Annotated in this window: 21 protein-coding genes and 1 tRNA gene; 8 read left to right on the top strand and 14 right to left on the bottom strand. The window is 61.5% G+C overall.

All coding sequences use genetic code 11. The features are described 5' to 3' along the window. Window positions 1-86: 86 nt before the first annotated feature. Both GRI42_RS06205 and fumC read right to left on the bottom strand, forming a co-directional pair. Window positions 87-1,919, bottom strand: a complete 1,833-nt coding sequence (locus GRI42_RS06205) for a tetratricopeptide repeat protein (RefSeq protein ID WP_160607451.1) — start codon at window positions 1,917-1,919, stop codon at window positions 87-89. A 712-nt stretch (window positions 1,920-2,631) separates the two neighbouring features. Further along, the gene (fumC, locus tag GRI42_RS06210; protein WP_160607452.1) at window positions 2,632-4,023 is read right to left on the bottom strand and encodes a class II fumarate hydratase; all 1,392 of its coding nucleotides are present in this window, start codon (window positions 4,021-4,023) and stop codon (window positions 2,632-2,634) included. 114 nt (window positions 4,024-4,137) lie between these two features. Between fumC and nhaA the strand changes: the two genes are divergently transcribed. Next, a complete protein-coding gene (nhaA, locus tag GRI42_RS06215; protein WP_199800437.1) occupies window positions 4,138-5,607 on the top strand; it encodes a Na+/H+ antiporter NhaA in 1,470 nt (489 codons plus the stop codon). Between the two features lie 281 nt (window positions 5,608-5,888). Here the strand turns inward: nhaA and GRI42_RS06220 are convergent. From GRI42_RS06220 to GRI42_RS06240, 5 genes are all read right to left on the bottom strand, one after another. Beyond that, window positions 5,889-5,965: transfer RNA gene (locus tag GRI42_RS06220), tRNA-Met, on the bottom strand. Window positions 5,966-6,042: 77 nt separating this feature from the next. After that, window positions 6,043-6,561 (bottom strand): 2'-5' RNA ligase family protein, encoded by a 519-nt coding sequence (locus tag GRI42_RS06225; protein WP_160607453.1) that lies wholly within the window; start codon window positions 6,559-6,561, stop codon window positions 6,043-6,045. Further along, window positions 6,558-7,532, bottom strand: coding sequence for an endolytic transglycosylase MltG (mltG, locus tag GRI42_RS06230; protein WP_160607454.1), 975 nt, complete (start codon window positions 7,530-7,532; stop codon window positions 6,558-6,560). The genes GRI42_RS06225 and mltG overlap by 4 nt, the downstream gene beginning before the upstream one ends. Window position 7,533: 1 nt before the next feature. Continuing rightward, on the bottom strand, window positions 7,534-8,793 hold the full coding sequence (gene fabF / locus GRI42_RS06235; protein ID WP_160607455.1) for a beta-ketoacyl-ACP synthase II: 1,260 nt from the start codon (window positions 8,791-8,793) through the stop codon (window positions 7,534-7,536). A 93-nt stretch (window positions 8,794-8,886) separates the two neighbouring features. Next, entirely contained in the window at window positions 8,887-9,123 is a 237-nt protein-coding gene (locus GRI42_RS06240; protein WP_006834437.1) for an acyl carrier protein, read from the bottom strand. A gap of 151 nt (window positions 9,124-9,274) precedes the next feature. Here GRI42_RS06240 and GRI42_RS06245 point away from each other — a divergent pair, with 151 nt between their 5' ends. Continuing rightward, window positions 9,275-11,251: a serine hydrolase domain-containing protein gene (locus tag GRI42_RS06245; protein ID WP_160607456.1), complete on the top strand. Its 1,977-nt coding sequence runs from the start codon at window positions 9,275-9,277 to the stop codon at window positions 11,249-11,251. Window positions 11,252-11,265: 14 nt separating this feature from the next. Here the strand turns inward: GRI42_RS06245 and GRI42_RS06250 are convergent, their stop codons facing one another. Both GRI42_RS06250 and aspS read right to left on the bottom strand, forming a co-directional pair. Further along, window positions 11,266-12,264 carry a hypothetical protein gene (locus GRI42_RS06250; RefSeq protein ID WP_160607457.1) on the bottom strand — a complete coding sequence of 333 codons (999 nt, stop codon included), beginning with the start codon at window positions 12,262-12,264 and terminating at the stop codon, window positions 11,266-11,268. An 88-nt stretch (window positions 12,265-12,352) separates the two neighbouring features. Beyond that, window positions 12,353-14,140 (bottom strand): aspartate--tRNA ligase, encoded by a 1,788-nt coding sequence (gene aspS, locus GRI42_RS06255; protein WP_160607458.1) that lies wholly within the window; start codon window positions 14,138-14,140, stop codon window positions 12,353-12,355. A gap of 155 nt (window positions 14,141-14,295) precedes the next feature. On the opposite strand from aspS, the gene rnd reads away from it, so the two are divergent. Together rnd and GRI42_RS06265 are read left to right on the top strand one after the other, a co-directional pair. Next, window positions 14,296-15,498 (top strand): ribonuclease D, encoded by a 1,203-nt coding sequence (rnd, locus tag GRI42_RS06260; RefSeq protein WP_160607459.1) that lies wholly within the window; start codon window positions 14,296-14,298, stop codon window positions 15,496-15,498. After that, complete coding sequence (locus GRI42_RS06265) at window positions 15,495-16,391, top strand: hydrogen peroxide-inducible genes activator (RefSeq protein ID WP_160607460.1); 897 nt, start codon at window positions 15,495-15,497, stop codon at window positions 16,389-16,391. The genes rnd and GRI42_RS06265 overlap by 4 nt, the downstream gene beginning before the upstream one ends. Here the strand turns inward: GRI42_RS06265 and GRI42_RS06270 are convergent. Then, window positions 16,388-16,657, bottom strand: coding sequence for a hypothetical protein (locus GRI42_RS06270; protein WP_160607461.1), 270 nt, complete (start codon window positions 16,655-16,657; stop codon window positions 16,388-16,390). The genes GRI42_RS06265 and GRI42_RS06270 overlap by 4 nt on opposite strands. A gap of 199 nt (window positions 16,658-16,856) precedes the next feature. Between GRI42_RS06270 and GRI42_RS06275 the strand changes: the two genes are divergently transcribed. Continuing rightward, on the top strand, window positions 16,857-18,323 hold the full coding sequence (locus GRI42_RS06275) for an oligosaccharide flippase family protein (protein WP_160607462.1): 1,467 nt from the start codon (window positions 16,857-16,859) through the stop codon (window positions 18,321-18,323). Here GRI42_RS06275 and pgsA read toward each other — a convergent pair. After that, window positions 18,320-18,913, bottom strand: coding sequence for a CDP-diacylglycerol--glycerol-3-phosphate 3-phosphatidyltransferase (pgsA, locus tag GRI42_RS06280; RefSeq protein WP_160607463.1), 594 nt, complete (start codon window positions 18,911-18,913; stop codon window positions 18,320-18,322). The two genes, GRI42_RS06275 and pgsA, sit on opposite strands and share 4 nt — an antisense overlap. A 114-nt stretch (window positions 18,914-19,027) precedes the next feature. Here pgsA and GRI42_RS06285 point away from each other — a divergent pair, with 114 nt between their 5' ends. Then, window positions 19,028-20,371, top strand: coding sequence for an MFS transporter (locus GRI42_RS06285; RefSeq protein ID WP_160607464.1), 1,344 nt, complete (start codon window positions 19,028-19,030; stop codon window positions 20,369-20,371). Here GRI42_RS06285 and GRI42_RS06290 read toward each other — a convergent pair whose 3' ends face one another. Next, window positions 20,372-20,566, bottom strand: coding sequence for a hypothetical protein (locus GRI42_RS06290; protein WP_160607465.1), 195 nt, complete (start codon window positions 20,564-20,566; stop codon window positions 20,372-20,374). Between the two features lie 149 nt (window positions 20,567-20,715). On the opposite strand from GRI42_RS06290, the gene GRI42_RS06295 reads away from it, so the two are divergent. Further along, window positions 20,716-22,383, top strand: a complete 1,668-nt coding sequence (locus GRI42_RS06295; RefSeq protein ID WP_160607466.1) for a thiamine pyrophosphate-binding protein — start codon at window positions 20,716-20,718, stop codon at window positions 22,381-22,383. A gap of 71 nt (window positions 22,384-22,454) precedes the next feature. On the opposite strand, the gene GRI42_RS06300 is transcribed toward GRI42_RS06295, so the two are convergent. Next, a complete protein-coding gene (locus GRI42_RS06300; RefSeq protein ID WP_160607467.1) occupies window positions 22,455-22,637 on the bottom strand; it encodes a CsbD family protein in 183 nt (60 codons plus the stop codon). Between the two features lie 115 nt (window positions 22,638-22,752). Continuing rightward, window positions 22,753-23,163, bottom strand: coding sequence for an EVE domain-containing protein (locus GRI42_RS06305; protein ID WP_160607468.1), 411 nt, complete (start codon window positions 23,161-23,163; stop codon window positions 22,753-22,755). Window positions 23,164-23,365: 202 nt separating this feature from the next. Here GRI42_RS06305 and GRI42_RS06310 point away from each other — a divergent pair, with 202 nt between their 5' ends. Beyond that, the gene (locus GRI42_RS06310; protein ID WP_325065307.1) at window positions 23,366-25,009 is read left to right on the top strand and encodes a putative bifunctional diguanylate cyclase/phosphodiesterase; all 1,644 of its coding nucleotides are present in this window, start codon (window positions 23,366-23,368) and stop codon (window positions 25,007-25,009) included. Window positions 25,010-25,028: the final 19 nt, after the last annotated feature.

The following is a 25,028-nucleotide window of genomic DNA, read 5'->3' on the forward strand; positions in this document are numbered from 1 at the left end:
CACCGAGCTAACGATGTGCCAGGAGCGGACCGTCAGGTAACGACCCGATTGCGGACATTTATCTACTAGCGTCCGGTAACATATCGTCAAATTCGTCCAATGTCCGGCCTGTCGGCGGTGCCTCGCCATACGGCCTTGAAGGCGCGATCTGCAGCAATCTGTTCGAGACGGTTTCCCAGCTTTCCTTCGGTGCGGGCGAGACCATAGAGAGCAAGTGCGCTGTTGGGTGCGTCGAAGAGCGCCGCGCGAAACGACATCTTCGCTTCAGCAAACTTACCTGCCTTGTAGTAGGCCGCCCCCAGCGACTGGTCGACCGGATAATACCAGAAGGGCGGTTCGTTGTAGGGGATCTGCTTTTGCATTTCCGCCGCTTGCGAGAAGTGCGTAATTGCCTGGTCGAATTTCGACTGGGCCAATGCTTTCCGTCCCTTCGCAACTTCGATCGCTAAGCCAATGATCAATGGCGCTGGGAAACCGTTAGCTTCCATTTGCTTCACGCCAGCGGTACCTGCCAGTTTCCGCATAGCGTCAACTTCCGTTTTGAAGTCACCTAGGCCCGGATTGATCGCAATAGCTACCGCACGAGCATAATGACGCATGGCCTCGACGTATTCGAGCGGGTGCGGCTTGCTCGTAAGGGCAATGATGGCTTCGGGGGATGAATACTGGGCGTAGGCGAAATAAGGCGCTGCGTAGATCGCCTGGACCCAGTAAAGGTCTCTGCCCGTTTCTACATCGAGAATGCTTTCCAGCTTGGCGGTCTGGTTCACAACCGTCGGGACGTCGCCCATCGCCTGGGCAGATGTCAGCAGGAAATGCACATTGTGCGGATAGTAGCCGAACCGGACCAGACCGTCGTCGCCTACCTCGCGTAGGTACGCTTCGTCGGCTGCAACGGCACGGATATTGGCGTCTATCGAATCCTGGTACCTTCCAAGCCGATAGTAGATGTGGGCAGGCATGTGGACGAGGTGACCAAGCGCCTTTGGGCTGCTTTCACGCAACCTATCCGCAGCGGCCTCAGCCTTTGCTGGCTGGGGTAGTTCGAGCAAGTGGATATAAAGGTGAGATGCTTGGGGGTGTGTCGGATTTCGATCCATGACGTTTTCAATCAGCCCCACCGCTTCCGCAATGAAGGGAACCGGTTGCCCTTCGTCAGTCCAATAGTTCCACGGGCTCGTATTCATCGCCGCCTCGGCAGCAAGCACGGCCAAGTCGTCGCTTTCTGGATGTCTGCTTGAAACCTGCAACATCGCCTGAGCATAGGCACGATCAAGCGCACCGCGATCCGCATCGGGTGTTGCTGAATAGCGAACGGTTTGCGCTTCGATCAGAGCCTTCACAAAGGGGGCTGCGTTGGCGGACAGGCGCTGCGCTTCGACAAGAGCATTCAATGCGGACCTGTTCTGCTGGTCATCCATCGCTGCGTTGATGTTCGGGCCATTAGCCAGGGCCTCGCCCCACCAACACGCGGCGCAGCCGGGATCGATCTCCTGCGCGCGTTTGAAGGACCTGATTGCCGCCTGGTGATTGAAGCCATAGGCAAAAGCGAGGCCTTGGTCGAAAAACCGCCGGGCTTGGGGGTCCATGTCAGTCAGAGGAAGGTCGGATCTTCCGATACCCGAATAGATACCGATTGCGCCCGAACCGTAGCCGCGCTCCTCACTCAAGGATTTTGCAAGGCGAAGGCGGGCCTCGAGTACCGCGCTCGCGCCATTGAAGCCGCGACAGGCGTTGCGGCCTGGCAGAGTCGGATCGAGCGCAGCGATGGTATCCGGCGACATCGTCACGTCGGCAATGGTCGCCGAGCCCCCGCCAGAGGCGAGCGTCGCAAGGAAAATCGCAAGGAGTCGGGAGTGGACATGCATCGCAAGTTCCTCCGGAATGGAACGCGACCAGAGGTAAATCTTACCAGTCACCAGCCCTCAAATCCAGATTGATTACTGGAAGTCGAGGTCCGATTAATGCCAGGAGCAGACAGGCGGCTAACGACCCGATAGCAGACACTCGGCTGAGCTAGACCCCACCACTGCTTCTCGCCGATTTGCGCCACCTGGCGGTGGAGGCTGACATAGCAGAAAGGTGGGGCATCGGTGTCCGACAAGAACCGTCACTGAGGCCTATCCATCACTCTTGAACCGCTCGGAATTTGTCCGCTCTATCAATCAGGTCATTTATGTGAGCAGCCGCCTCAAGAGTCAGGGGATGTTGGGTGAATCCAGACCGAGGAGCGATGTGTTTTGCCACCTCGCGTGCGGCCTCAAGCTGGCGATCGGAGCCCTCGGCCAACACAGCGAGAATTAGACTTTCGAGCGCGATGACCCGGATACGGAGGTGCACGAGTTGCACATTGGTCATTTCGTGAGTGTCTAAGCTGGGTGCGTCAGCCTTCGAAGCCAAGGCACCGCCTTCATTGTCCCATATCGAAAGCGCTTGCTGAAGAATCTCCGCGCGAGTGGAGATAGAGTTAGAATTCGGCATAAGAGCCCCCTCGGCAGCCGCTGAGATATTACCGGCTCGACCATCGTTACCAGTGATCTTAGCACGGAAAGAACATTGGAGCGTAACCGGTGCGACGAGTTCAGCGGCAGTATTCTATTCGTTGCTTGCCAAAACCGTAGGCCTTCATCCCTATGTTGGACCGAGCATCTTATCCGGCTGGACAACACGATCGTATTCTTCAGCCGAAATAAAACCACTGGCGAGTGCTGCTTCGCGAAGCGTCTGCCCCCGCTCGTTTGCAGTCCGGGCGATCTCTGCTGCCCTATCATAGCCAAGAGTGGGGGCTAGTGCTGTCACCAGCATCAATGAGTTTTCAAGGCCTCTCTGGATGTTGCCTTCGCGTGGCTCCAGCCCGTCTAACAGCTTAACTCGAAAGCTGTCTGCGGCATCGGCCAGCAGTTGCACGCTTTGCAGGAAATTATAGCCGACCACTGGACGATAGACGTTGAGTTCAAATTGCCCCTGGCTGCCAGCGAAGGTGATGGTTGCGTGATTACCAAATACCTGCGCACAGACTTGGGTCATGGCCTCACATTGCGTCGGGTTTACTTTGCCCGGCATGATCGAGCTTCCCGGCTCATTCGCCGGTAATGACAGTTCTCCGAGCCCCGCGCGCGGTCCAGATCCGAGTAAGCGAATATCGCTCGAGATTTTGTAAAGGCTGGCGGCCAGCGTGTTGAGAGCGCCGTGCGCAAAGATCAGTGCATCCTGTGCAGCCAACGCCTCAAACTTGTTGGGTGCACTTTCAAAACTGAGCCCAGTATTGCGTGACAGCTCTTCGACAAATTTCTCCGCAAACCCTTTCGGGGTGTTTAAACCAGTGCCAACCGCCGTGCCTCCCTGTGCCAGTTGGCGCAGACCTGGCATCGCCAGTCCAACACGTGAGATACCCGCTTCGACCTGCGCGGCATAGCCTGAGAACTCCTGCCCAAGAGTGATGGGCGTCGCGTCCTGTGTGTGGGTTCTGCCAATCTTGACTATGTCGCCCCACAAAGCCGCCTTTGACGCAAGGGCAGCGTGTAGCGCTTTCAACGCAGGGATAAGCCGCTGCGTCAGCACAGTCACCGTAGCAAGGTGAATTGCTGTCGGGAAAGTGTCATTAGACGACTGGCTCAGGTTGACGTGATCGTTGGGGTGGACTGGGCTTTTTGCTCCGGCCTGTCCACCAAGTGCGATATTTGCAGCGTTCGCGATCACTTCGTTCGCGTTCATGTTGGACTGTGTGCCAGAACCCGTCTGCCAGACGACAAGCGGAAAGTGATCGTCCAACTCTCCCTTTGCTACTCGGTCAGCAGCTGCAACGATCGCGTCGGAAAGCTCTTGGCTGAGCAAGCCGAAAGCCTCATTAGTACGTGCCGCCGCCCGCTTGATCTGGCCAAGAGCGTGAACAATTTCCAGCGGCATCCGCTGATCTCCGATCCGGAAATTCTCGAGGCTGCGCTGTGTTTGTGCACCCCACAGAACGTTGCGAGGCACACGGATAGTGCCAAGGCTGTCGGTTTCTTGGCGTGTGTTGTTCATGGCACCTTGATTAGCTTCTGAACCATAAGATTGCCAGCGGAGGCATGGCCTCCAACATGTCTGACCCTTCTGCTGCCCTTGCCACCAAACGGCAGATCAATTGTCTTTGGATTCGTGACCAACCTTGGCGAGCAGGCGCAGGCCCAGAGTTCGATAGAGCCTTTTCAGGGTAGTTCTGATAGGATGTTTGCTTACGAAATTGCAGCTCGTCGTTTGCTTAGAACTCGATTGTGCGGCGACCTCCTCAATGGGGAACGGAATATCGTTCGCGATAAGAACAAACTGGATGGCCTGCCGCCAGAGATCGTTGACGCTCTAACAAAGCCGTTTGCGCGTTTTCTCAGGATCGAAGCTGTCGCAGGAGGCCTTCTTCTCTCATTCACACTTGCCGCAATCGGGCTTGCAAATTCGCCTTGGTCCGGACCGTTTCTAGACTTCTGGGAGACACCTCTCGGCGTACATTGGGGACAGTTCGATTTGACGAGATCGCTGAGACATTGGGTCAATGACGGCCTTATGACCCTATTCTTCTTCGTGATTGCCCTCGAACTCAAACGGGCACTTGTGCTCGGAGAACTCCGCCATCCCCGCGCTGCTGCGCTCCCCATCGCGGCAGCCGCAGGCGGAATGATATTTCCCGTCGGGATCTTTTTGCTGGCAATGGACGGACAGGCAGGTGCCGGCGGCTGGGGCACGGTTATGGCTACAGACACCGCCTTCGTTATCGGTGCACTCGCCCTGTTCGGCGCTGCCATACCAGCCAGCCTGCGGGTCTTTCTCGTTTCGCTAGCGATATTTGACGATGTCGGAGCAATAATGGTGGTTGCGATTGGATACGGGGACGATCTCGACTTCATTTCGCTTGGATTGGCGGCCGGATTGCTAGCATTGCTCCTTTTGCTTGCCCGTATTGGGATTCGGAGCATGGCGGTTTATTCCCTGCTCGGTGTAGCCATATGGCTGTGTTTCGATCGTTCCGGAATCCACGCAACCATAACCGGTGTAATCCTCGGGTTGATGACGCCTGCCGGCGCGTGGGTCGCCGATCAGCGGCTGCGGCCCATGCTCTATCGGGTCATTGCCCACCCTAAAGGCGAAAACAGGAGCGGTGATACGTCCGATGGCAAAGACCTGAGGCTTGCCGGACGAGCTATCAGGGAGTCGCTCTCACCTCTGGAGCGGCTGGAGATCAGGCTGCACCCGTGGGTAAGCTTTGCTATCATGCCGATATTCGCTTTGGCCAACGCCGGTGTGGCCTTCTCAGGCATTAATTTCAACGAGCCGATCCTGCTTTCCGTATTTACAGGGCTTGTGGTGGGAAAGCCTCTCGGCGTGCTGTTGTTCATTTGGCTGGCGATACGCCTGCGGTTTGCGACAATGGGGCCAAGCCTTGACTGGGGCTATCTTGCGGCAGGAGCTTTCCTGACTGGCATCGGTTTCACCATGTCGTTCTTCATTGCGAACTTGGCCTTTACCTCGGCTCTGCTTCCGGCTGCGAAAATTGGCATTCTCGCGGGGTCTGCGATTTCCGCGACCATCGGAATTTTCATCCTTCTGCTCAGGATTCACATCAAGAAAAGATAGTGTCCTCATGCATAAGGCAATTGCTTGCCTACAATCGATCCCGGCGCATTGTCAGACTGAAGATTTGTGGTCACGCCACCCGTTCTAAGGCTGATGTTGAGCAGCCAACGCTTGACGATTGCGCTAAGAAGACTCCTGCGCTTCCACCCCACTTCGTGACAGCATCGCCGAGCTAGCGATGTGCCAGAAGCAGACCAGCCGCTAACGACCCGTTTGGGGCCCGACTATTGTGCGCTTGTCAAAGGTTTTATGGATTGATGGGCCTTGGTTCCCAGCATGTCTGGTAGCGGAGGAGGGACTCGAACCCCCGACACGCGGATTATGATTCCGCTGCTCTAACCACCTGAGCTACTCCGCCCCGAAAGGCCGTGTCGGCGGGCAAGTGCCCGCTCGGCAGGCGGCGCATTTAGGGCGCGGTTGCGCGCGGGTCAACACTCATTTCCCGCGAAATGCGAAGCGGCGGATGAACTCCCACGGACCGCCGCGATAGGCGTGCAGCGCAAGGCCCGGAAAGGTGAAAGGGCGCGGCTCTATCGTGCCTGCAAGCTGGGCCTGCAGCGCCTGCGCTTCCTTGCCCGTGACCTTGTTCTGGATGGTCACGTGGAGCCTCGGACGGTGCTGGTCCTGATTGGTCAGCATGCCGCGGAAATGCTCGGCGATCTCATCGCGCAAGGTCAGCATTTCGGGGCTCGACAGCTTGATGGCCGTGCCGCCGCCCAGCGGCATCAGTCCTTCCACCTGCCCGCGAACGGGGGTGATCTCTCCCGTCAGGCGGGCAAGGTAGCGGCGCAATTCATCCTCACACTGCGCCGGCAAGGCGTGGAAAAGAGTGACGTGCGCTTCGAGGTAATTTCGCTCCGGCGGAAAATACTCGGTACGAAGGTCGGTATAGCGGCGATGCAGGTCGGGCGGCAGTTCCGCCGTCAGGATGAGGGGCGCGTCGCCTGCGCTCACATCTCACCGCGGGCGCGCCGCAGGGCGAACCACTTTTCGACATTCGCATTATGCTCGGCCAGCGTTTCGGCAAAAGCGTGTCCGCCAGTCCCGTCGGCGACCATGTAGCGCGCTTCGGTCTTTGCCGGATCGAGCACGGCGGCAATCGATTCGCGACCCGGATTGGTGATCGGCCCCTTGGGCAGCCCGACCATCGAATAAGTGTTGTAGTCGTTCACGGCCGAGATTTCCGACTGCCGGATACGCCGTCCCAGCGGCTTGCCCTTGGTGATCGGATAGATAATCGTCGGGTCCGCCTGCAGCATCATCCCGTCCTTGAGGCGGTTGGAATAGAGGCCTGCGACCATCCGGCGCTCGCCCGGAACGCCGGTTTCCTTTTCAACGATGGAGGCGAGAACCAACGCGTCCTTCACATTGTCGACCGCAATGCCCGGTTTGCGCTTGGGCCATGCTTCGGCGAGGTAGTTCTGCATGGCGGCCTGCATCCGCGCCAGCACTGCGGCGCGCTCTTCCCCGCGTTCGAAGTCGTAGGTGTCGGGCAGCACGCTGCCCTCCTGCGGCACGGGGATTTCGCCGGTCAGGTGTTCTTCCGCCATCAGGCGTTCCCACACGAGGATGGAGGGCATGCCTTCGGGCACGGTCACGAAACGGCGAATGACTTCGCCATCCTGGAACATGTCGAGGATCTGCGCCTGGCTCGCATTGGCGGGCAGCAGGAACTCGCCTGCCTGGATCGGATCGCCGCCGCCGAAGATCTTGGCGCGCAGCAGGAAGGCATCCGCCGAGGCGATGATCCCTTCCTCCTCCAGCCTGTTCGCGACCGAGGTCAACGTCGAACCGGACGGCACGGTAAAGGACGTATCCTCCCCGATCTTAGCCGAGCCCCACCACCCGCTGGCGAACCAGACGGCACCCACGGCGACAAGCAGCGCAGCGAGTGCGCCGAGGACCAGCGCGCCCCGTGCCTTCACGTCAGTCTACCTTCTTGACGATCAGCGATGCGTTGGTGCCGCCGAAGCCGAAGCTGTTGTTCAGCGCGGCCTTGACCTCGCGCTTCTTGGCGGTGTGCGGGACAAGGTCGACGCCTTCCGTTCCTTCGTCCGGATCGTCGAGGTTGAGCGTCGGCGGGACGATCTGGTCGCGGATGGCGAGGATGCAGAAGATAGCTTCCACAGCGCCTGCACCGCCAAGGAGGTGGCCAATGGCCGACTTGGTCGAACTCATCGACGCGCCGCCCAGGTTGTCGCCCAGCACGCGCTTCACCGCGCCCAGTTCGATGGTGTCCGCCATGGTCGAGGTGCCGTGCGCGTTCACGTAATCGATGTCGCCCTGCTCCATGCCGGCCTTGCGCAGCGCCATGCGCATGGCGAGTTCCGCGCCCTTGCCATCCGGATGCGGGGCGGTGACGTGATAGGCGTCGCCCGAAAGGCCGTAACCGACCACTTCGGCGTAGATCTTGGCGCCGCGCGCCTTGGCGTGCTCGTATTCCTCGAGCACGACCACGCCCGCGCCTTCGCCCATGACGAAACCGTCGCGGTTCTTGTCATAGGGGCGGCTGGCTTCGGTCGGGCGGTCGTTCATGCTCATGTTAAGCGCACGGGCTTGGGCAAAGCCTGCCACGCCCAGCGGGTTGATCGTGCTTTCCGCACCGCCCGCCAGCATCACGTCGGCATCGCCGTCCTTGATCATGCGCGCCGCGTCACCGATCGAGTGCGCGCCGGTGGAACATGCGGTCACCACAGCGTGGTTCGGACCCATGAGGCCGTACTTGATCGAAACTTGGCCACTGATGAGGTTGATGAGACGACCGTGGACGAAGTGCGGGCTGACACGGCCGGGACCGCGTTCATGCAGCACGATGGATTCGCTCTCGATACCCGGCAGGCCGCCGATGCCCGAGCCGATGGACACGCCAGCACGCAGCTTGAGATCGTCATCCATCTCGGCAAGGCCGGCATCTTCGAGCGCCTGTCCGGCAGCGTCGATGCCGTAAACGATGAAGGGATCGACCTGGCGCTGGACCTTGTGGTCGACGCGCTTGTCGGCATCGAAGCCGTATTCGTGATCCTTCGGCTTAACTTCGCAGGCGATGGTGCACTTCTGGTCGGACGTGTCGAACCGGGTGATCTGCCCCGCCCCGCTCTTGCCAGCGATCAGGTTTGCCCACGAGGTTTCGACATCGCCGCCCAAGGGGGTGACAAGGCCAAGTCCGGTTACGACCACACGACGCATGTAATTCTCCGCAGATAAGACAACAGGCCCGGCCCGCTATCGGGTCGGGCCTGTCCGGTCCCGCATTGGCGCGGGCTTCGAAAAGCGAAAGGCTTAGCCCTTGTGCTCTTCGATGTACTTGGTCGCGTCGCCGACGGTGGTGATCTTCTCAGCCGCATCGTCGGGGATTTCAACGCCGAATTCTTCTTCGAACGCCATGACCAGTTCGACGATGTCGAGGCTGTCTGCGCCCAGATCGTCGATGAAGCTGGCTTCCTGCGTCACCTTGTCGGCTTCGACGCCGAGGTGCTCGACGACAATCTTCTGCACGCGGTCGGCAGTATCGCTCATTTTATTCCCTCTCGAATTCATGGGGGTTTGAAATTGGGTTTCGCCCTAATGAACGGCGCGGCCAAGCGCAAGTGCTCGCGATGCCGTAGCTGAAATTGACCTGTCACGGATATGGCGTATTGTGTGGATAAGACACAAGGAGCCCAACGCCATGAAAAAGCTTGCCCTCGCTGCCTCTGCCCTTCTCCTGACCGCATCGCCCCTGCCCCTGTTGGCGCAGGGAGCTGCCCCCGCGGCGCAGGAGGCTGTGGATACCGGCACGGGCGCAACGATCGTTCCGGTGCCCGGCTGGGCAAGCGAGACGCGCGAAGGCATGCTCGTCTTCACAGCGCCGGAAGGCGATGCGACGGCGGCAGTCGTCGGAGTCGATGCAGCAGAGGATGGCAGCGCTGCCGTGGCCGCCGCGTGGCAGAAGCTGTCGCCCGGTTTCGAGCGCGACGTGCTGATCGCGCAAGATCCGCCCGCACGCGACGGCTGGGACCAGATCACGGTGGTGAATTACAAGAGCTCCCCGGCAGAAAAGATCGCCGTGCAGGGCATCGGCCTGCGCAAGGGCGACCGCTGGACGGTCGTGCTGATCAACGGCGCGCTAGCCACCATCGCCAAGCGCAATGCCCAGCTCAACCAGGCCTTCGGCTCGCTCAAGCCAGCCGATTTCGAGCGCGAGACTTTCGCGGGCAAGGAGGCAAATGCGCTGACGCCTGCACGCATCGCCGAAATCACCGGTTTCGTCGAAGAGGCGATGACGGGGCTCGAAGTGCCCGGCGTCGGCCTTGCGCTGATCGAGGACGGCAAGATCGTGTGGGAAGGCGGCCTGGGGCTTACCGAACAGGGCGGCACGCAGAAAGTGGACGAAAACACCAGCTTCATGGTCGCCTCGAACACCAAGGGCATGGCCACCCTGCTCCTGTCCACGCTGGTGGATGAGGGCAAGCTCGCCTGGGACCAGAAAGTTACCGAAGTCTATCCCGAATTCCGCCTCGGCAGCGATGCCACCACCGACAGCGTGCGGGTCGAACACCTGATCTGCGCCTGCACCGGCCTGCCGCGCAAGGACATGCAATGGGTCATGAATACCAGTGCAAAGACGCCTGCCAGCGACACCTTCGCCCAGCTTGCGTTGACGGAGCCGACCAGCGGCTTCGGCGAGGTATTCCAGTACAACAACCTCATGGCGAGCGCAGCGGGCTATATCGGCGGCCACTTGGTCTACCCCGACATGGAAATGGGCGCCGCATTCGACCGGGCGATGGACGAGCGCATCTTCGATCCGCTTGGGATGAACAATACGACCTTCGATTTTTCCGAGGCGATGAAGGCCAACTGGGCCAAGCCGCACGCTCGCGGGTATGCCGGGCCGGTCGAGGAAGCCCCCATGGACTGGAACTACATGGTCTATCCCTATCGCCCTGCAGGGGGCGTGTGGTCGACCGCCCATGACATGGCGCTTTATGCCTTGAACGAGCTCAACAACGGCAAGCTGGCGGACGGCAGTCAGCTAGCGTCGGCGGAAAACCTGCTCAAGCGCCGCGAGCGGTACGTGCCGCTGGGCGAAGACAGCTGGTACGGCATGGGCCTGATGGAGGACGCAAGCCTTGGCAAGCAGGTCTATTTCCACGGCGGCAGCCTGATCGGCTTCAAGAGCAACTTCTGGTTCATTCCCGAAGACGGCATCGGCGCGGTGCTGCTGACCAATTCGGATACCGGGCAAGGCATACTGGGCCTGTTCCAGCGAAAGCTCCTCGAATTGCTCTACGACGGCAACAAGGAGGCCGACGAAAACCTCGCAGCATCTGTCAAACTCGGCGCGGAAGCGCGCGAGAAGGGTCGCGAGGGCATCGTCGAGAAAGGCGATCCCGCCGTTCTGGCAACGCTCGCGCCGCGTTACGTCAGCCCCGAACTGGGTCCGCTGACCATCTCGACCGAAAATGGCCTGACTTGGGCAACTGTGACTTCCGGCAAGTCAGCCATCGGCACCAAGGCCAATGACGATGGCACGAATTCGGTCATCTTCATGACGCCCGGCTTCTTCGGCTTTCCCCTGATCATGGGCGAGCGCGAGGGCAAGCGCGTGCTGATCCTGATGGATGCCCAGCACGAATATGTCTTCACCGAGGACGCCGCCTGACGGCGTCCCCCGGTTCAGTCTTGCGGCGGATAGCGCAGTGAGAGCTGGCGCTCCGCCTCGAGGCGGCTCGAGACGCGGTTCAGTCCTGCTTGCGAATAATCCTTGCTCTCGCCGCTCGCCAGCGCGCGCCCATAGAGGTCGGCAGCCTCTTCCAGCCGTCCGTCGCGCTCTGCGCAAAGTCCGGCATTGAAGATCGCCGATACCTGCTCCGGGTTGCGGCCAGCCATCTCCTTGAAACGGATGCAGGCCGCCAACTGGTCGTTCTTGGTTAGCCGAACTGCGGTCTTGAAATCCTTGGAATCCTGCTTGGCCAGGCCCTTGCGGCTTTCGAGCATACGGATGTCCTCGCGCCGGAATTCAGGCGCCAGGTCGAGCCTGACGCGGGCCGCGAAGCTATCCACCAGCGCATCCATCATCTTGTTGGCGGAAGGCTGCGAATACTCGTTCGCGCAGTAGCTTTGCGACTGGCTCTTGCGGTCATCTGCTGCGTAAAGCGTGCCGCCTTCCCGCGCGATCAGGCGGAGCGATGGCGAAAAGCTGACGGTCATCGTCCGGCATTCGTAGACGTCGACCCGTTCCTCGACACAGTTCTTGTTTTCGTCCTTCTTCACGCAGCGGGTCTTTTTCGTAGTTCCGGACCGGTAATCCGAAACCTCGCCTGATGCCGTGCCGCGCATGGTGGCGGACACCGGCCCCGCCTCGGCCACCGCAGCAGCTGCACTGGCAGGCGTGTCAGCCCCGTAAATGTAGATGGTGTCGCCACCTCCGGAACCGGCGCGAACGGTAAAGTACGGCGCGCCGTCGATCTGCACGCCTTCGAGCCGGTCAGTCAGTGCGATGGCAAGCCGTTCGCCCACTTCGCCACCAAAGCGTTCGATAGTGATTTCCTCGACTTCGATCGCGCCAGCATCGCGGGCGGCATAGACACCTTCGACCGTCAGAACTTCGGCATTCGCCGCAGCCGGAAGTACAACGACCAGCGCTGCCACGGAAACGCGGATACCAACACGCATTCGAACCCTCCCCCCCTTTTTTGGAAGGCTAGCCCCAATCCGGTGGCCTTGTCATGAACGAATGCGCAGGCAGCCCGCGCAAGGGCGATCAGGCGCCTTCGGTCTTGGGTGCCTCAACCGTGCGGATATGGACATCGCGCAGCTGGCGCGGGCTGACGAGGCTGGGAGCGCCCATCATCAGGTCCTGCGCCTTCTGGTTGAGCGGGAAAGCGATCACTTCGCGGATGTTCGGCTCGTCGGCGAGCAGCATCACGATGCGGTCGATGCCCGGAGCCGAACCACCGTGCGGCGGCGCGCCCAGCTTGAACGCCTCGATCATGCCGGAGAAGTTCTCGTCGACGTCGGCCTGCGTGTAGCCGGCGATTTCGAACGCCTTGTACATGATCTCCGGCTTGTGGTTCCGGATTGCGCCCGAGGACAGCTCGTATCCGTTGCAGACGATGTCGTACTGCCACGCCTTGATTTCGAGCGGGTCCTGCGTTTCGAGCGCTTCCATCTCGCCCTGCGGCATCGAGAAGGGGTTGTGGCTGAAGTCGACCTTCTTCTGCTCCTCGTCGTATTCGAACATCGGGAAGTCGACGATCCAGCAGAACTTGAAGCAGCCTTCCTCGATCAGGCCGAGTTCCTCGGCCACGCGGGTGCGGGCGGCACCGGCCAGCTTGGCCGCGTCCTTCTCCTTGCCGGCGGCAAAGAACAGGCCGTCATTCTCGCCAAGGCCGAGTTCGGCGTAGAGCTTTTCCATGCCCTCGGTGCCGTGGTTCTTGGCAATCGGACCGCCGAATTCGCCACCCTTGCGGGTGACGTAGCCGAGACCCGCGAAACCTTCGCGGCGCGCCCAGTCATTCATGTCGTCGAAGAACTTGCGGCTCTTCTCGTGGGTGTTCGGAGCCGGAACCACGCGCACGCGGCCCCCGGTGCCAACGATCTTCTCGAACAGGCCGAAACCCGAGGTGGTGAAGTGCTCGGTCACATCGCTGATGATCAGCGGGTTGCGCAGGTCCGGCTTGTCGCTGCCGTACTTCAGCATGGCTTCGGCATAGGGGATGCGGGGGAATTCACCTGCAGGGGTGACTGTCTTGCCGTTCGCGAATTCCTCGAACACGCCGGCAAGAACCGGCTCGATCGCCTGGAAGACGTCTTCCTGCGTCACAAAGCTCATCTCGAAATCGAGCTGGTAGAATTCGGGCGAACGGTCGGCACGAAGGTCTTCGTCGCGGAAACAGGGGGCAATCTGAAAATACCGGTCGAAACCGGCGACCATCAGCAGCTGCTTGAACATCTGCGGCGCCTGCGGAAGCGCGTAGAAACGTCCCGGGTGGAGGCGGCTGGGTACGAGGTAGTCGCGTGCGCCTTCGGGTGACGACGCGCCGAGGATGGGGGTCTGGAATTCGAAGAAGCCCTGGTCCTGCATCCGGCGGCGCAGGCTGGAGATGACCTGGCTGCGCAGCATGATGTTGGCGTGGACGCGCTCGCGGCGCAGGTCGACGAAGCGGTACTTGAGGCGCGTTTCCTCGGGATAGTCTTCCGCCTGGTTCACGATCAGCGGCAGGTCGTCGGCACGGCTCTGCACCGTGACCGAACGGGCGAAGACCTCGATCTCGCCGGTCGGCAGGTTCTTGTTCACTGCCACATCGTCACGCGCCTTCACATCGCCGTCGATGGTGATGACCGATTCCAGCTTGAGCTTTTCCAGCACCGTCAGCGCTTCGCTGTCGCTGTCGGCGACGATCTGCGTGATGCCGTAATGGTCGCGCAGGTCGACGAAGAGCACACCGCCGTGATCGCGCTTGTTGTGCACCCAGCCGGAAAGGCGGACAGTTTCGCCGACATTTGCCTTGGTCAGCGCAGCGCAGTTGTGGGTACGATAGGCGTGCATCTAAAATCTTTCCATTTTCGGAGCTATGGCGCTAGGGGCGCGGCGTCGCGCTCCTCTAGCAGGAATCGCGCGCGCTAACAGGGCACCTGCGGGTTTTTGTCAAGGCTCGCTGCGGTGCGAGAGCGGTACTCCGCTCAAGAGCAAGAAAAGACACGATGAAGATACACGACCTGATTACGACTACCGAGGCCCTCGCAGACCTGTGCGAACGCCTGGCGAAAAGCGATTTCGTCACTGTCGATACCGAATTCATGCGCGAGAACACCTATTGGCCGGAGTTGTGCCTGGTGCAGATCGCCAACGAAAAAGAAGCCGCGGCCATCGACCCTCTGGCCGACAGCATCGACCTGAAACCCCTGTGGGACCTGATGTGCGAGAACGAGGAAGTCCTGAAGGTCTTCCACGCCGGCGGACAGGACGTCGAGATCGTCTACAATTTCACCGGCAAGACGCCGCACCCGATCTTCGACACGCAGATCGCGATGATGGCGATCAGCCAGTCGGAGCAGATCGGCTATGCCAATCTCGTCGAAAGCTGGCTGGGCATCACGGTCGACAAGGGCGCCCGCTTCACCGACTGGAGCCGCCGCCCGCTGACCGACCGGCAGATCGAATATGCCATCGGCGATGTGACCCACCTCTCGAAAATCTTTCCCAAGATCCTCAAAAAGCTGGTGAAGACTGGCCGCGGTGCGTGGCTCGATGCGGAAATGGACAAGCTCGCCGATCCGGCGAACTATGCCAATGACGCCGACATCGCGTGGAAGCGCATCCGCTCGCCCGGTCGCAATCCGACCGTGCTTGGCCGCCTCAAGGCACTGGCTGCATGGCGCGAAGGCGAAGCGCAGCACAAGAACATCCCGCGTGGGCGCATCATGCGCGACGAAACGCTCGCCGACATCGCCAGTCACCCGCCAAAGAAGCAGGTCGACCTGACCAAGGTGCGCGGCCTGTCGAACGCGTGGAAGGACAACGACATCGGCAAGCGGCTGATGAAGGTCATCGAAAAAGCCGAGCCGCTGACCAAGGAAGAAATGCCCGACAAGCCCAAGCGCGGCGCTCCGCTGGGCAAGGAAGGCGCGCTGGTGGCGGACCTGCTCAAGCTACTGCTCAAGATCCGTGCCCGCGAAATCGACGTCGCCGCCCGCCTGCTGACCAAGGCGGACGAGATGGAAGCACTGGCGGCTGGCGTACGCAAGCTGCCCATCCTCGAAGGCTGGCGATACGAAGTTTTCGGCAAGGACGCGCTCGAACTGGTCGAGGGGCGACTGGCCTTCGCGGTCAAGGACGGCAAGCTGCTGATGACCCACGTCGATAACATGGGCGAAGAACTGACCGAGGCACAGGCCGCGGAGTGAGCACTTACCTCCCCACCCTCAAGCAGCTGCAATATCTCGTCGCGCTGCACGAGCACGGCCATTTCGGCCGCGCGGCAGAGGCCAGCTTCGTTTCGCAGTCGACGCTTTCGGCCGGCATCCGCGAGCTCGAGTCGCTGCTGGGCGTGACGCTGGTCGAGCGCAGCCGACGGGTCGTCCGCTTCACGGCGCTCGGCAACCAGGTGGTGGAGAAGGCACACCGCATCCTGCGCGAGGCGGAAGAGCTGGCAGACCTCGTCCAGGCCGCGGGCAAGCCGCTGGCAGGGCAGCTGCGCATGAGCGTCATTCCGACGATCGCACCTTTCCTCCTGCCGCGCTTCCTCCCGCGTCTGCGCAAGGAGCGCCCCGACCTCGAGCTGTTCCTGCGCGAGGAAACCAGTCACGACGCGGTCGAATCGCTCCAGCACGGGAGGGTCGATTGCGTGCTGCTCGCCCTGCCCTTCGCCACGGGCGAGGTCGAGAAAGCACATATCTCGGACGATCCGCTCTACGTCGCCTTCCCGAAAGACGATCCGCGCGATCCACCCGAAACGGTGTCAGCCGACATGATCGACGAAGGGCGACTGCTGCTGCTGGAAGATGGGCACTGCCTCAAGGAACACGCGCTGGCGGCCTGCAACCGGCCCGAACTGCGCGGAAGCGCCACGATGATCGGCACCAGCCTGCATACTCTGGTGCAGATGGTCGACAACGGCCTCGGTCTGACGATGCTGCCGGAAATGGCCGTGGAAGCCGGTATCCTGAACGGCACCGATGTCGTCGCCCGCCCGCTCAAGAGCAAGCAGGCGAGCCGCGAGATCGCGCTCATCTGGCGCAAGAATTCCCCGCGCCGGGACGATTTCGAATTGTTGGCGGAAGAATTGCGCGCCGGTTAGGCGGTAAGCGGTTCCCGGGTCTTCGCGGCCTTCGACTTCACGAACTTGTCGAGCTTTTTCACCGCAAACATCGGGACGATGACGCTGAGGGCAATCCCGGCGAGCGAGCAGAAGGCGATCCAGATCGCCATGGCCGTGCCGCCCGAAAGATAGAGGCCGTACAGGACGGGCGCCGCGAGGATGAACCCACGGATCTCGTTGAAGATGATTGCCACTGCGCTGACCTTGAGCAGCGCGGCAAGGATCATGTGTATGGTCGTACCCATGCGACCGTTGTTAATTGCCTTTGGTAAAGGAACCGTTGACCACGCTCCGGTTTCCCCCGTTCGTCCCGTCGATCCCCCGTTCCGCCCCCGCAGGCCCGCAATTTTTGGGTGCATCCCGGGCCGCTAACGCGTAGCGCTGGCTGCGACACACGAGGGGAAGCATGCCGGTACGACAGCGTCCGCAGGACACGGCCAGCCGATGAGCAGCGGATCGCCAGGCAGGGGCAGCGTCTATAGAGGCGCGGCGATTGCGGTTGCCCTGACCTGGGTGCTGCGCGCGATCGGGCTGGTCTCGGTCTTCATCCTCGCTCGGCTTCTCACCCCGTCCGATTTCGGCGTCGTCGGCCTCGCCATGACCGCAGTCGCGCTGGTCGAGACGTTCTCCTACCTCGGCATGAAGCAGGCCCTGCTGCGGATGGAAAAGCCGGACCGGGATTATTACGACACGGCTTTCACCATCCAGTTGATCATGTTCACAGCGCTTGGCCTGCTGTTGTTCGCGATTGCTGCCCCCGCCGCCGACTTCTTCCGTGAACCGCGCGTCGAACCCGTCATCTACGCGCTCTCGCTAAGGTTCGTGATGCTGGGGCTCGTCAACATCGGTGTCGTCGAGTTCGAGCGCGATTTCGCCTTCGGGCGGGATCTCAAGATGAAGGCGACGGCGCGGATCGTCTCGTTCTTCGTCACCGTAGCGCTGGCCTTGTGGCTGCGATCCTACTGGGCGCTCGTGGTCGGCATGATCGTGCAATCGCTGGTCCTGACGATCCTGTCCTACACGATGCAGCCATACCGCCCGCGCCTGTCGCTGGCGCGCCGCGCCGAACTCCTGGGCGTTTCGCTGTGGATCTTCTCAGGCGTGGTTGCGCAAACTCTATACAGCCAGGTCGAACGGATCGTGGTCGGCCGTACTGCCGACACGGGGACCGTGGGTGCCTTTTCGGTCAGCAAGGACGTGTCGAACATCCTCACGCAGGAAATCGCCATGGCACTCAACCGCGTGACCTTTGTGACCACGGCTCGTAGCGGAGCCTTCGACACGCAGGGCGATCGAATTGCCCGCTCGCTGGGTGCCTATGCGATGATCACGGCGCCTATGGGACTTGGCCTCGCAGCGGTGGCCGAACACTTCATCCGGGTCTTCCTGGGCGGGCAATGGGGCTCGGCAGTGCCTCTTGTCGCCCCCATTGCTGTCGCTACGGCGCTGATGGCCGTATTCCGCCTGATCGCCTCATCGTTGCAGGCCGGCGGTCACGAGAAAGCCTCCGGCCTCCTGTGCATCGCTGGCCTGGCAGGGCTGGCAGTCGCAGTCGGCATGGTCGCGCATGCGGGCGGAAGTCCCCTTTCAATAGCTCAAACCGGGATGGCAGTGAGCGCGGTGACCCTGCTTGCCGGACTTGGCGTGATGGCGCACTTCACACGGCATGATGTGGCGAGCTTCCTTATAGCCGTGGCAAGGCCGTTCCTTGCGGGCACGGCGATGTATTTCCTCGTCCACGCGATGCCGGTTCTCTCGCCGTCACAATTCGTTGAACTGGTATGGCGTGCCGCGCTTGGTGCCGCGGCCTATTTCGCCGCACTGATGCTGCTCTGGCTGGTGTCGGGACGGCCTCAATCGAGCGAGGCCGAAATGCTGCGCGTGGCCCGAAGGCTGCTCGCGCGCTTTTAGTCCATATGCTTGAGGCCGACCCGCAGGTAATCCCATCCTGTCACAAGCGTCAGGATGGCAGCACCCCATAGCGATACGAGGCCAACGGTGTGCGGGACGTTGGCGACGATATCGCCGATCTGCATCGTCCAGCGCGGCAGGCCCTGGCCGAGGATCAGCGATCCCAGCGCCATTAGCTGGAAAGTCGTCTTCCACTTGGCGAGCCGGCTCACCGGAACGGAAATCTGCAAGCCGCCAAGGAATTCGCGCAGGCCCGAGACGGCGATTTCGCGCACGAGGATGATGAGCCCCGCCACGACATGCATGTCCCCGACATAGGGACCGCGCAGCACGCCCTGGGCCGCCAGCACGAGGATTACCGAGGCGACCATGATCTTGTCCGCAATCGGATCGAGGAAGATGCCCAGTTTGGAAACCGTGCCACTGGAACGCGCCAGCATCCCATCGAAATAGTCGGTGATCCCCATCGCGCAGTAGAGCACGAAGGCGGCAAGATAGCCGGTTTCCCAGCCCGGCCACCACAACAGGAAGGCCAGAAGCGGGATCGCGAAGATGCGCGACAGCGTGAGGATGTTGGGCAGGCTCAACATGATGGCATTCCCCCTAACGACAAACGGTCCGCCGCAAAAGCCGCACAATGTCCTTGTCCGCCGCCGTGTTGTTCCTCACAAGGGCCGCGCACGCGGGGTTGCGTACGGGGGGTCATGCTTACATCAACGCATTTGCTGCGCAGCAGGCGGTTCCTGCCGCTGTTCGTCACGCAGCTGTTCAACGCCTTTAACGACAACCTCTACAAGACAGCCATGGTGCTGTTCGTCGTCTATTCGATCTACAATTCGGAAGAGGCGGAAGGACAGTTCAGCGCCATTGCGTCGGGACTGTTCATCCTGCCATTCTTCGTACTTTCGGCGCTGGCGGGCCAGCTTGCCGACATGCGCGACAAGGCGGCGATTATCCGCAAGGTGAAGTTCTGCGAGATCGTGCTGATGATCATTGGTGCAGGCGGGCTCTACCTTGCATGGCGCGGGTACGAGATGCCCGTGTCGCTCTTCGGCATCCAGACAACCTTTCCCATCGTCCTGATGCTCCTCGCCCTGTTCCTGACCGGGGTGCAGTCGACTTTCCTGGGCCCGATCAAATATGCGATCCTGCCCCAGCACCTGAAAAAGGACGAAGTGCTCGCCGGGACGGGGCTTGTGGAGGCCGGAACCTACATCGCGATCCTGGCAGGGACGATCCTGGCAGGCTGGATACCGGTCGAAGTGGCCGCAATAGGCATCATCCTGACTTCGGTCGTGGGGTATCTCGTCAGCCGCCAGATTCCCGACGCGCCGCCGCAAGGCACGGTGGAACAGCTCGACTGGCACATCCTGCGCGCCTCGGTGAAGCTCGTGCGCGAGACGATGCACGTGGGCGAGGTTTTCTATGCCATCATCGCAATCAGCTTCTTCTGGACCATCGGCGCAGTGCTGTTCATCCAGTTCCCGCCGCTGGCCAAGAATGTGATCATGGCGAGCAAGGAAGTGGCGAGCCTGTTCCTCGTCGTCTTCTCGGTCGGCATCGCCATCGGTTCGGTCGCCATCAACGCCCTTCTCAAGGGGCAGGTATCGGCCCGTTATTCGCCGCCTTCCGTAATCGTCATGGGCCTCTTCGTCATAGCTTTCTACGCCGTGGCGAAGCTGTGGCAGGCCGACCAGCCGACCGAACTGCTGGATGTGGCAGGCTTCCTTGCCTGGCCGATGGCAACGGTGCTGCTGCTCTGCCTGCTCGGCATTGCGATTGCAGGCGGGATGTTCGTGGTCCCGCTCTATGCTTTCCTCACCACCCGCGTCGCGCCCGACAAGGCGTCACGCACGATCGCGGCGAACAATATCGTCAATTCCGGTGCGATGGTTGGCGGGTCTCTTCTCGCCATGGCGATGAGCGCTGCAGGCGTGCCTATCGTCGAGCAGGTGCTGATCAGCGCCGCCATGTGCCTTGTTTCGGCATGGCTGGGGCGCAAACTGCTGGATGCCGAGCGGCAGGCGGCCGCGCGCGAAGTGGCCTGATCAGGCGATAAAGGCGAGGACTGCGGCGAAGGTCGCGAAATAGACTGATGCAGCGCCGCGCACGTCGGACGCGGTCAGCTTCCAGTCGACCGGCTGGTCCTGCGGGATGTCGGCAAACATCATCCGCCGCTGGGGAAGACTGACCCGCAGCCAGTGGCGGGCTGCTTCGCTGTTGAGGACAAGTGCGCGTCTCATGATGCGGGTTTAACGCATTTTTAACCTTCGGGGTCCCGTTGAAAACGCGCTGTCGCAATGCGGGACATTAAGCCTTTCCGGTGAGGATAAAGCGCAAGAATTGCCGGCGCGATTGCGCAGGCCAGCGCCGGGCGCTAACCGCGTCAGCCATGACCACGCGCCCCACCCCCGCCGCAGCCAAGCTGCTCGTCGACTGCCTGATCGAACAGGGGTGCGAGCGTATCTTCACCGTGCCCGGCGAAAGCTTCCTGCAGGTGCTCGATGCGCTGGCAGGGCAGGATTCCATCGATCTCGTGACCTGCCGCCAGGAAGGCGGGGTCGCGATGATGGCGTGCGCCGACGGAGCGATGACCGGCAGGCCCGGCGTCGCTTTCGTGACCCGCGGCCCGGGGGCGACCAATGCCAGCATCGGCGTCCATGTCGCCATGCAGGATTCGCAGCCGATGATCATGTTCGTGGGCGATGTCGATTCGGGCATGCGCGACCGCGAAGGCTTCCAGGAAGTCGACTTTGCCGCCTTCTTCGGCCCTGTCGCCAAATGGGCCACGCGGATCGATTCGGCCGATCGCATCCCCGAGTACGTCGCGCGCGCCTACGCCACGGCTATCTCCGGACGTCCCGGCCCGGTCGTGCTTGCCTTGCCGGAAGACATGCTGAGCCACGAGACCTCTGCCCGTCCGCGAAAGCGGGTCGAGCGTCCGGCACAGGCCCCCTGCCCCGACGCCATGCAGGCAATGATGGACCTTATCGCCGATGCCGCAGCGCCCGTTGCCATCATCGGCGGCGCAGGCTGGAACGCCAAGGCGCGCGAGCATTTCCAGCTCTTTGCCGAACGGATCGGCATCCCGGTCGCCACCGCCTTCCGCCGGCAGGACGCGATATCGCCCTCAAGCCGCGTTTATGCCGGCGCGCTGGGTTACGGCCCCAACCCCAAGCTTGTCGAACGGGTGAAGAATGCCGACCTGATCCTGGCGGTGGGCGCCCGCCTCGGCGAAGCGACCACCGATGGCTATACGGTCCCGCCGCTGATCGCCGAGGATCGCAAGCTGGTGCACGTGCATCCCGATCCCAACGAGCTTAATCGCGTCTACCCCGCCGATCTCGCCATTTGTGCCGAGATGGACGAGTTCGCGGAAAGTGCAGCGCTGTGGGACGATGGCTCCGTCATCGACTTCGACGCCGGTGCCGAGGCGAATGCCGAATGGCAGGCCTGGGCGACCGCGAAGCCGGGCGACTATGCGCTCGACATGGCGTCCTGCGTGCAATTCATGCGCGACACGCTTCCTGCCGACAGCATCATCTGCAACGGCGCCGGCAATTTCGCTGGCTGGTGGCACCGCTACTGGCGGTACGAAGGCTATCCCAGCCAGCTCGCACCGACCTGCGGCGCGATGGGTTACGGCGTGCCTGCCGCAGTTGCGGCCGCACTACGCCACAAGGACTGCACGGTCGTGGCTGTTGCTGGAGACGGGGACTTCCTGATGAACGGCCAGGAACTCGCCACGGTCGTGCAACACGGAGCCGATCTCCTCGTGATCGTGGTCGACAACGGCGCCTACGGCACGATCCGCATGCACCAGGAACGCGAATTTCCAGGGGACGAGCGGATCAGCGGCACGCGCCTCGCCAACCCCGATTTCGCGGCGCTTGCCTCGGCCTATGGCGGTTGGTCCGCCCGCGCCGAAACCACGCAGGAGTTCAAGGATGCGCTCGTAGCCGCACAGGGCCGAAACGGCCTGCGACTGATCCATTGCGTAATCGAGGTCGAACAGCTTGCCGCCAGCGGCGCAACCGTCAGCGGACTACGCAATCGCTGACAAGTGAAAGGCCGCCTCCCTCAATCGGGAGACGGCCCTTCCTCGCTGTGTTTGAACTTAGTGTCCGAAGGTCAGATGTCGTTTCCGAGCTTTCCTTCGACTTCCCCGACGAACTGCTGGGCTTCCCCTTTGCGCTCCTGACGTTCGCCTTCGCGCTCGAGCCGCTCGTTATCTGTCATTTCGGCGATCGCTTGCTTGGTGTTGCCACTCAGTTCGTTGGCATTGCCTTTGATCTTTTCGGTAAGCTCGCCCATGGGGCCTCTCCTTCTGATTGATACGCCAAAAGTGACGTAGTTACAGAAGGGTAAGTCCGGTCAGCACGCGAGCGTTCCGTGCATTGCGGCCAGCTGTTTACGGCGAGCGACGAAGTCAAATACCCGCCATCGAGCAAATGACAGACCATTCATCGGGGGTGATCTCCGCCACCGATAGGCGAGACAGCTTCACCAGCTCGCAATTTTCGAGCTGGGGTTCGGCCTTGATCTGCTTGAGCGTGACGGCATGCGGCAACTTGGTCTTGGGCTTCACCTTGACCGCCGCCCACTTGCCTTCGGGATCGGTCGGATCCGTGATTCCCGCCACGCTGACTTCGCAAATGCCGACGATCTCGAGCCCTTCGCGCGAATGGTAGAAGAAGGCCTGATCGCCTACCTCCATTGCGGCAAGGTTGTTCTTGGCCCGGTGATTGCGCACGCCGTCCCAGGTTCCCTCGCCTTCCGCGACGAGATCGTCCCAGCTGTATTTGAACGGTTCGGACTTCATCAGCCAGTAGCGGGCCATGTGGGGAAATCTCCTTCGTGCTTGCTTGCCGCGATGCCCTAGCGCGAGCTTCGCGGCATGGCCAGAACCCCCTCCACAGGCGCCCTGCGGGGTTAACCGCTTCTTAGATATCCCCCCGTAGAAACAGCGATCTGACAAGAGTGTCGCGGGGGACAAATTGGGCCAGGAACCCACCAGGGAACGGACTGACAAGGAAGCGAAAGTGCGGCTGCCGAAAGCTCCGCATGACCTGCTGACGCGCGGCATCGCCTTTGCCGCGATGATCCTGTTCGTCGGCACTGCAGGGGTTGCCCTGCCCAATGTTTTCAAGACCTGGACCGGAAGCGCAGGCGGACCGGACATCATCCTGACCAATGCGCTGATCCTCAACATCGCGCTGATCTTGCTGGGCTGGCACCGCTACAAGGCGCTGAACACCGAACTGGTCGCACGCCGCAAGTCTGAACAGGAAGCGCGTCGCCTTGCAGAAATCGACGATCTTACCGGCTGCCTCAACCGGCGCAGTTTCGCGGACCGTCTCGCGGTCCTGCTCAAGACCGAATGCAGCGACGAAAGGGCACTGGCTGCCATCGCGGTCGACCTCGACAACTTCAAGCAGGTGAACGACCTCAACGGACACATGGCGGGCGATGCCGTCCTGCGTGCCACGGCGCAGCGGATCGAGCGCACCTTGCCGGCAGGCGGCGTCCTCGCTCGTATCGGCGGCGACGAATTCCTCTGTGTCGTTCCGTACTACGTGAATGTGTCGGACCGGATCGAGCACCTCGCGACCCGCATGATCGAAGCCGTGGCGACATCGGTCTCGCACGAGGGCGTATCGCTCGACGTGACGGTGTCCATCGGCATCGCCAGCTCTATCCACCTGGACAAGGATCTGGCTGCTGACAGTGCGGCCCAGGACTTGATGCACAAGGCGGATATCGCCATGTATCACGCCAAGAAGCAGGGCAAGAACCGCTACTACTGGTTCGAAGCGCCGATGGAAAACGAACTGCGTTTCCGCAACAAGCTGGAAGCCGGCATCCGCGCAGGCATCGCAAACGGCGAATTCGTCCCCTACTACGAACAGCAGGTCGATCTTGAGACCGACCAGCTGGTCGGCTTCGAGATGCTGGCCCGCTGGGAATCGCCCGAACTGGGCGTGGTCGGCCCCGACATCTTCATCCCGATCGCCGAGGAAATCGGTGCCATCGGCGAACTGTCCGAAAACCTCATCGCCCAGGCCTTCGAAGATGCGAAGGAATGGGACCCGGAACTGACCCTGTCGGTCAACATCTCGCCCGTGCAGATGCGCGATCCTTGGTTCGCCCAGAAAATCCTCAAGCTGCTGGTGGCGCACCGTTTCCCGCCCAACCGGCTCGACATCGAGATCACCGAAACCTGCCTGCACGAAAATGTCGGCATGGTCCGGTCGATGATTACCAGCCTGCGCAACCAGGGCGTGCATGTCAGCCTCGACGATTTCGGGACGGGCTATTCCAGCCTCTCGCAGCTGCGCAGCCTGCCGTTCGACCGGCTCAAGATCGACCGCAGCTTCATCGGCGAACTGCGCCAGCAGGAAAATGGCGATGCGCTGGTCAATGCGATCATTGCCATGAGCGATGGCCTGAAACTGCCGATCACCGCCGAAGGGATCGAGAACGAAACCATCCTCGAGGCCCTGAAGCGCCTCGGCAAGATGAAAGGCCAAGGGTATCACTATGGCCGCCCCGAGCCGGCGGACAAGGTTCGCGAGAGGCTTGCCGATCACGGTCTTCTTGCCGGCCCGTCGGAGCAGGTGGTGGACCTTGCCGAACAGCGCGAGAAGCGCAGCGGCAAGTCTTCGGTAGACCAGCGCGCCGGCTGATACTGGACGCTAGGCCCGC

This window comes from Qipengyuania gaetbuli, assembly GCF_009827315.1.
GTDB classification, from domain to species: Bacteria; Pseudomonadota; Alphaproteobacteria; order Sphingomonadales; family Sphingomonadaceae; genus Qipengyuania; species Qipengyuania gaetbuli.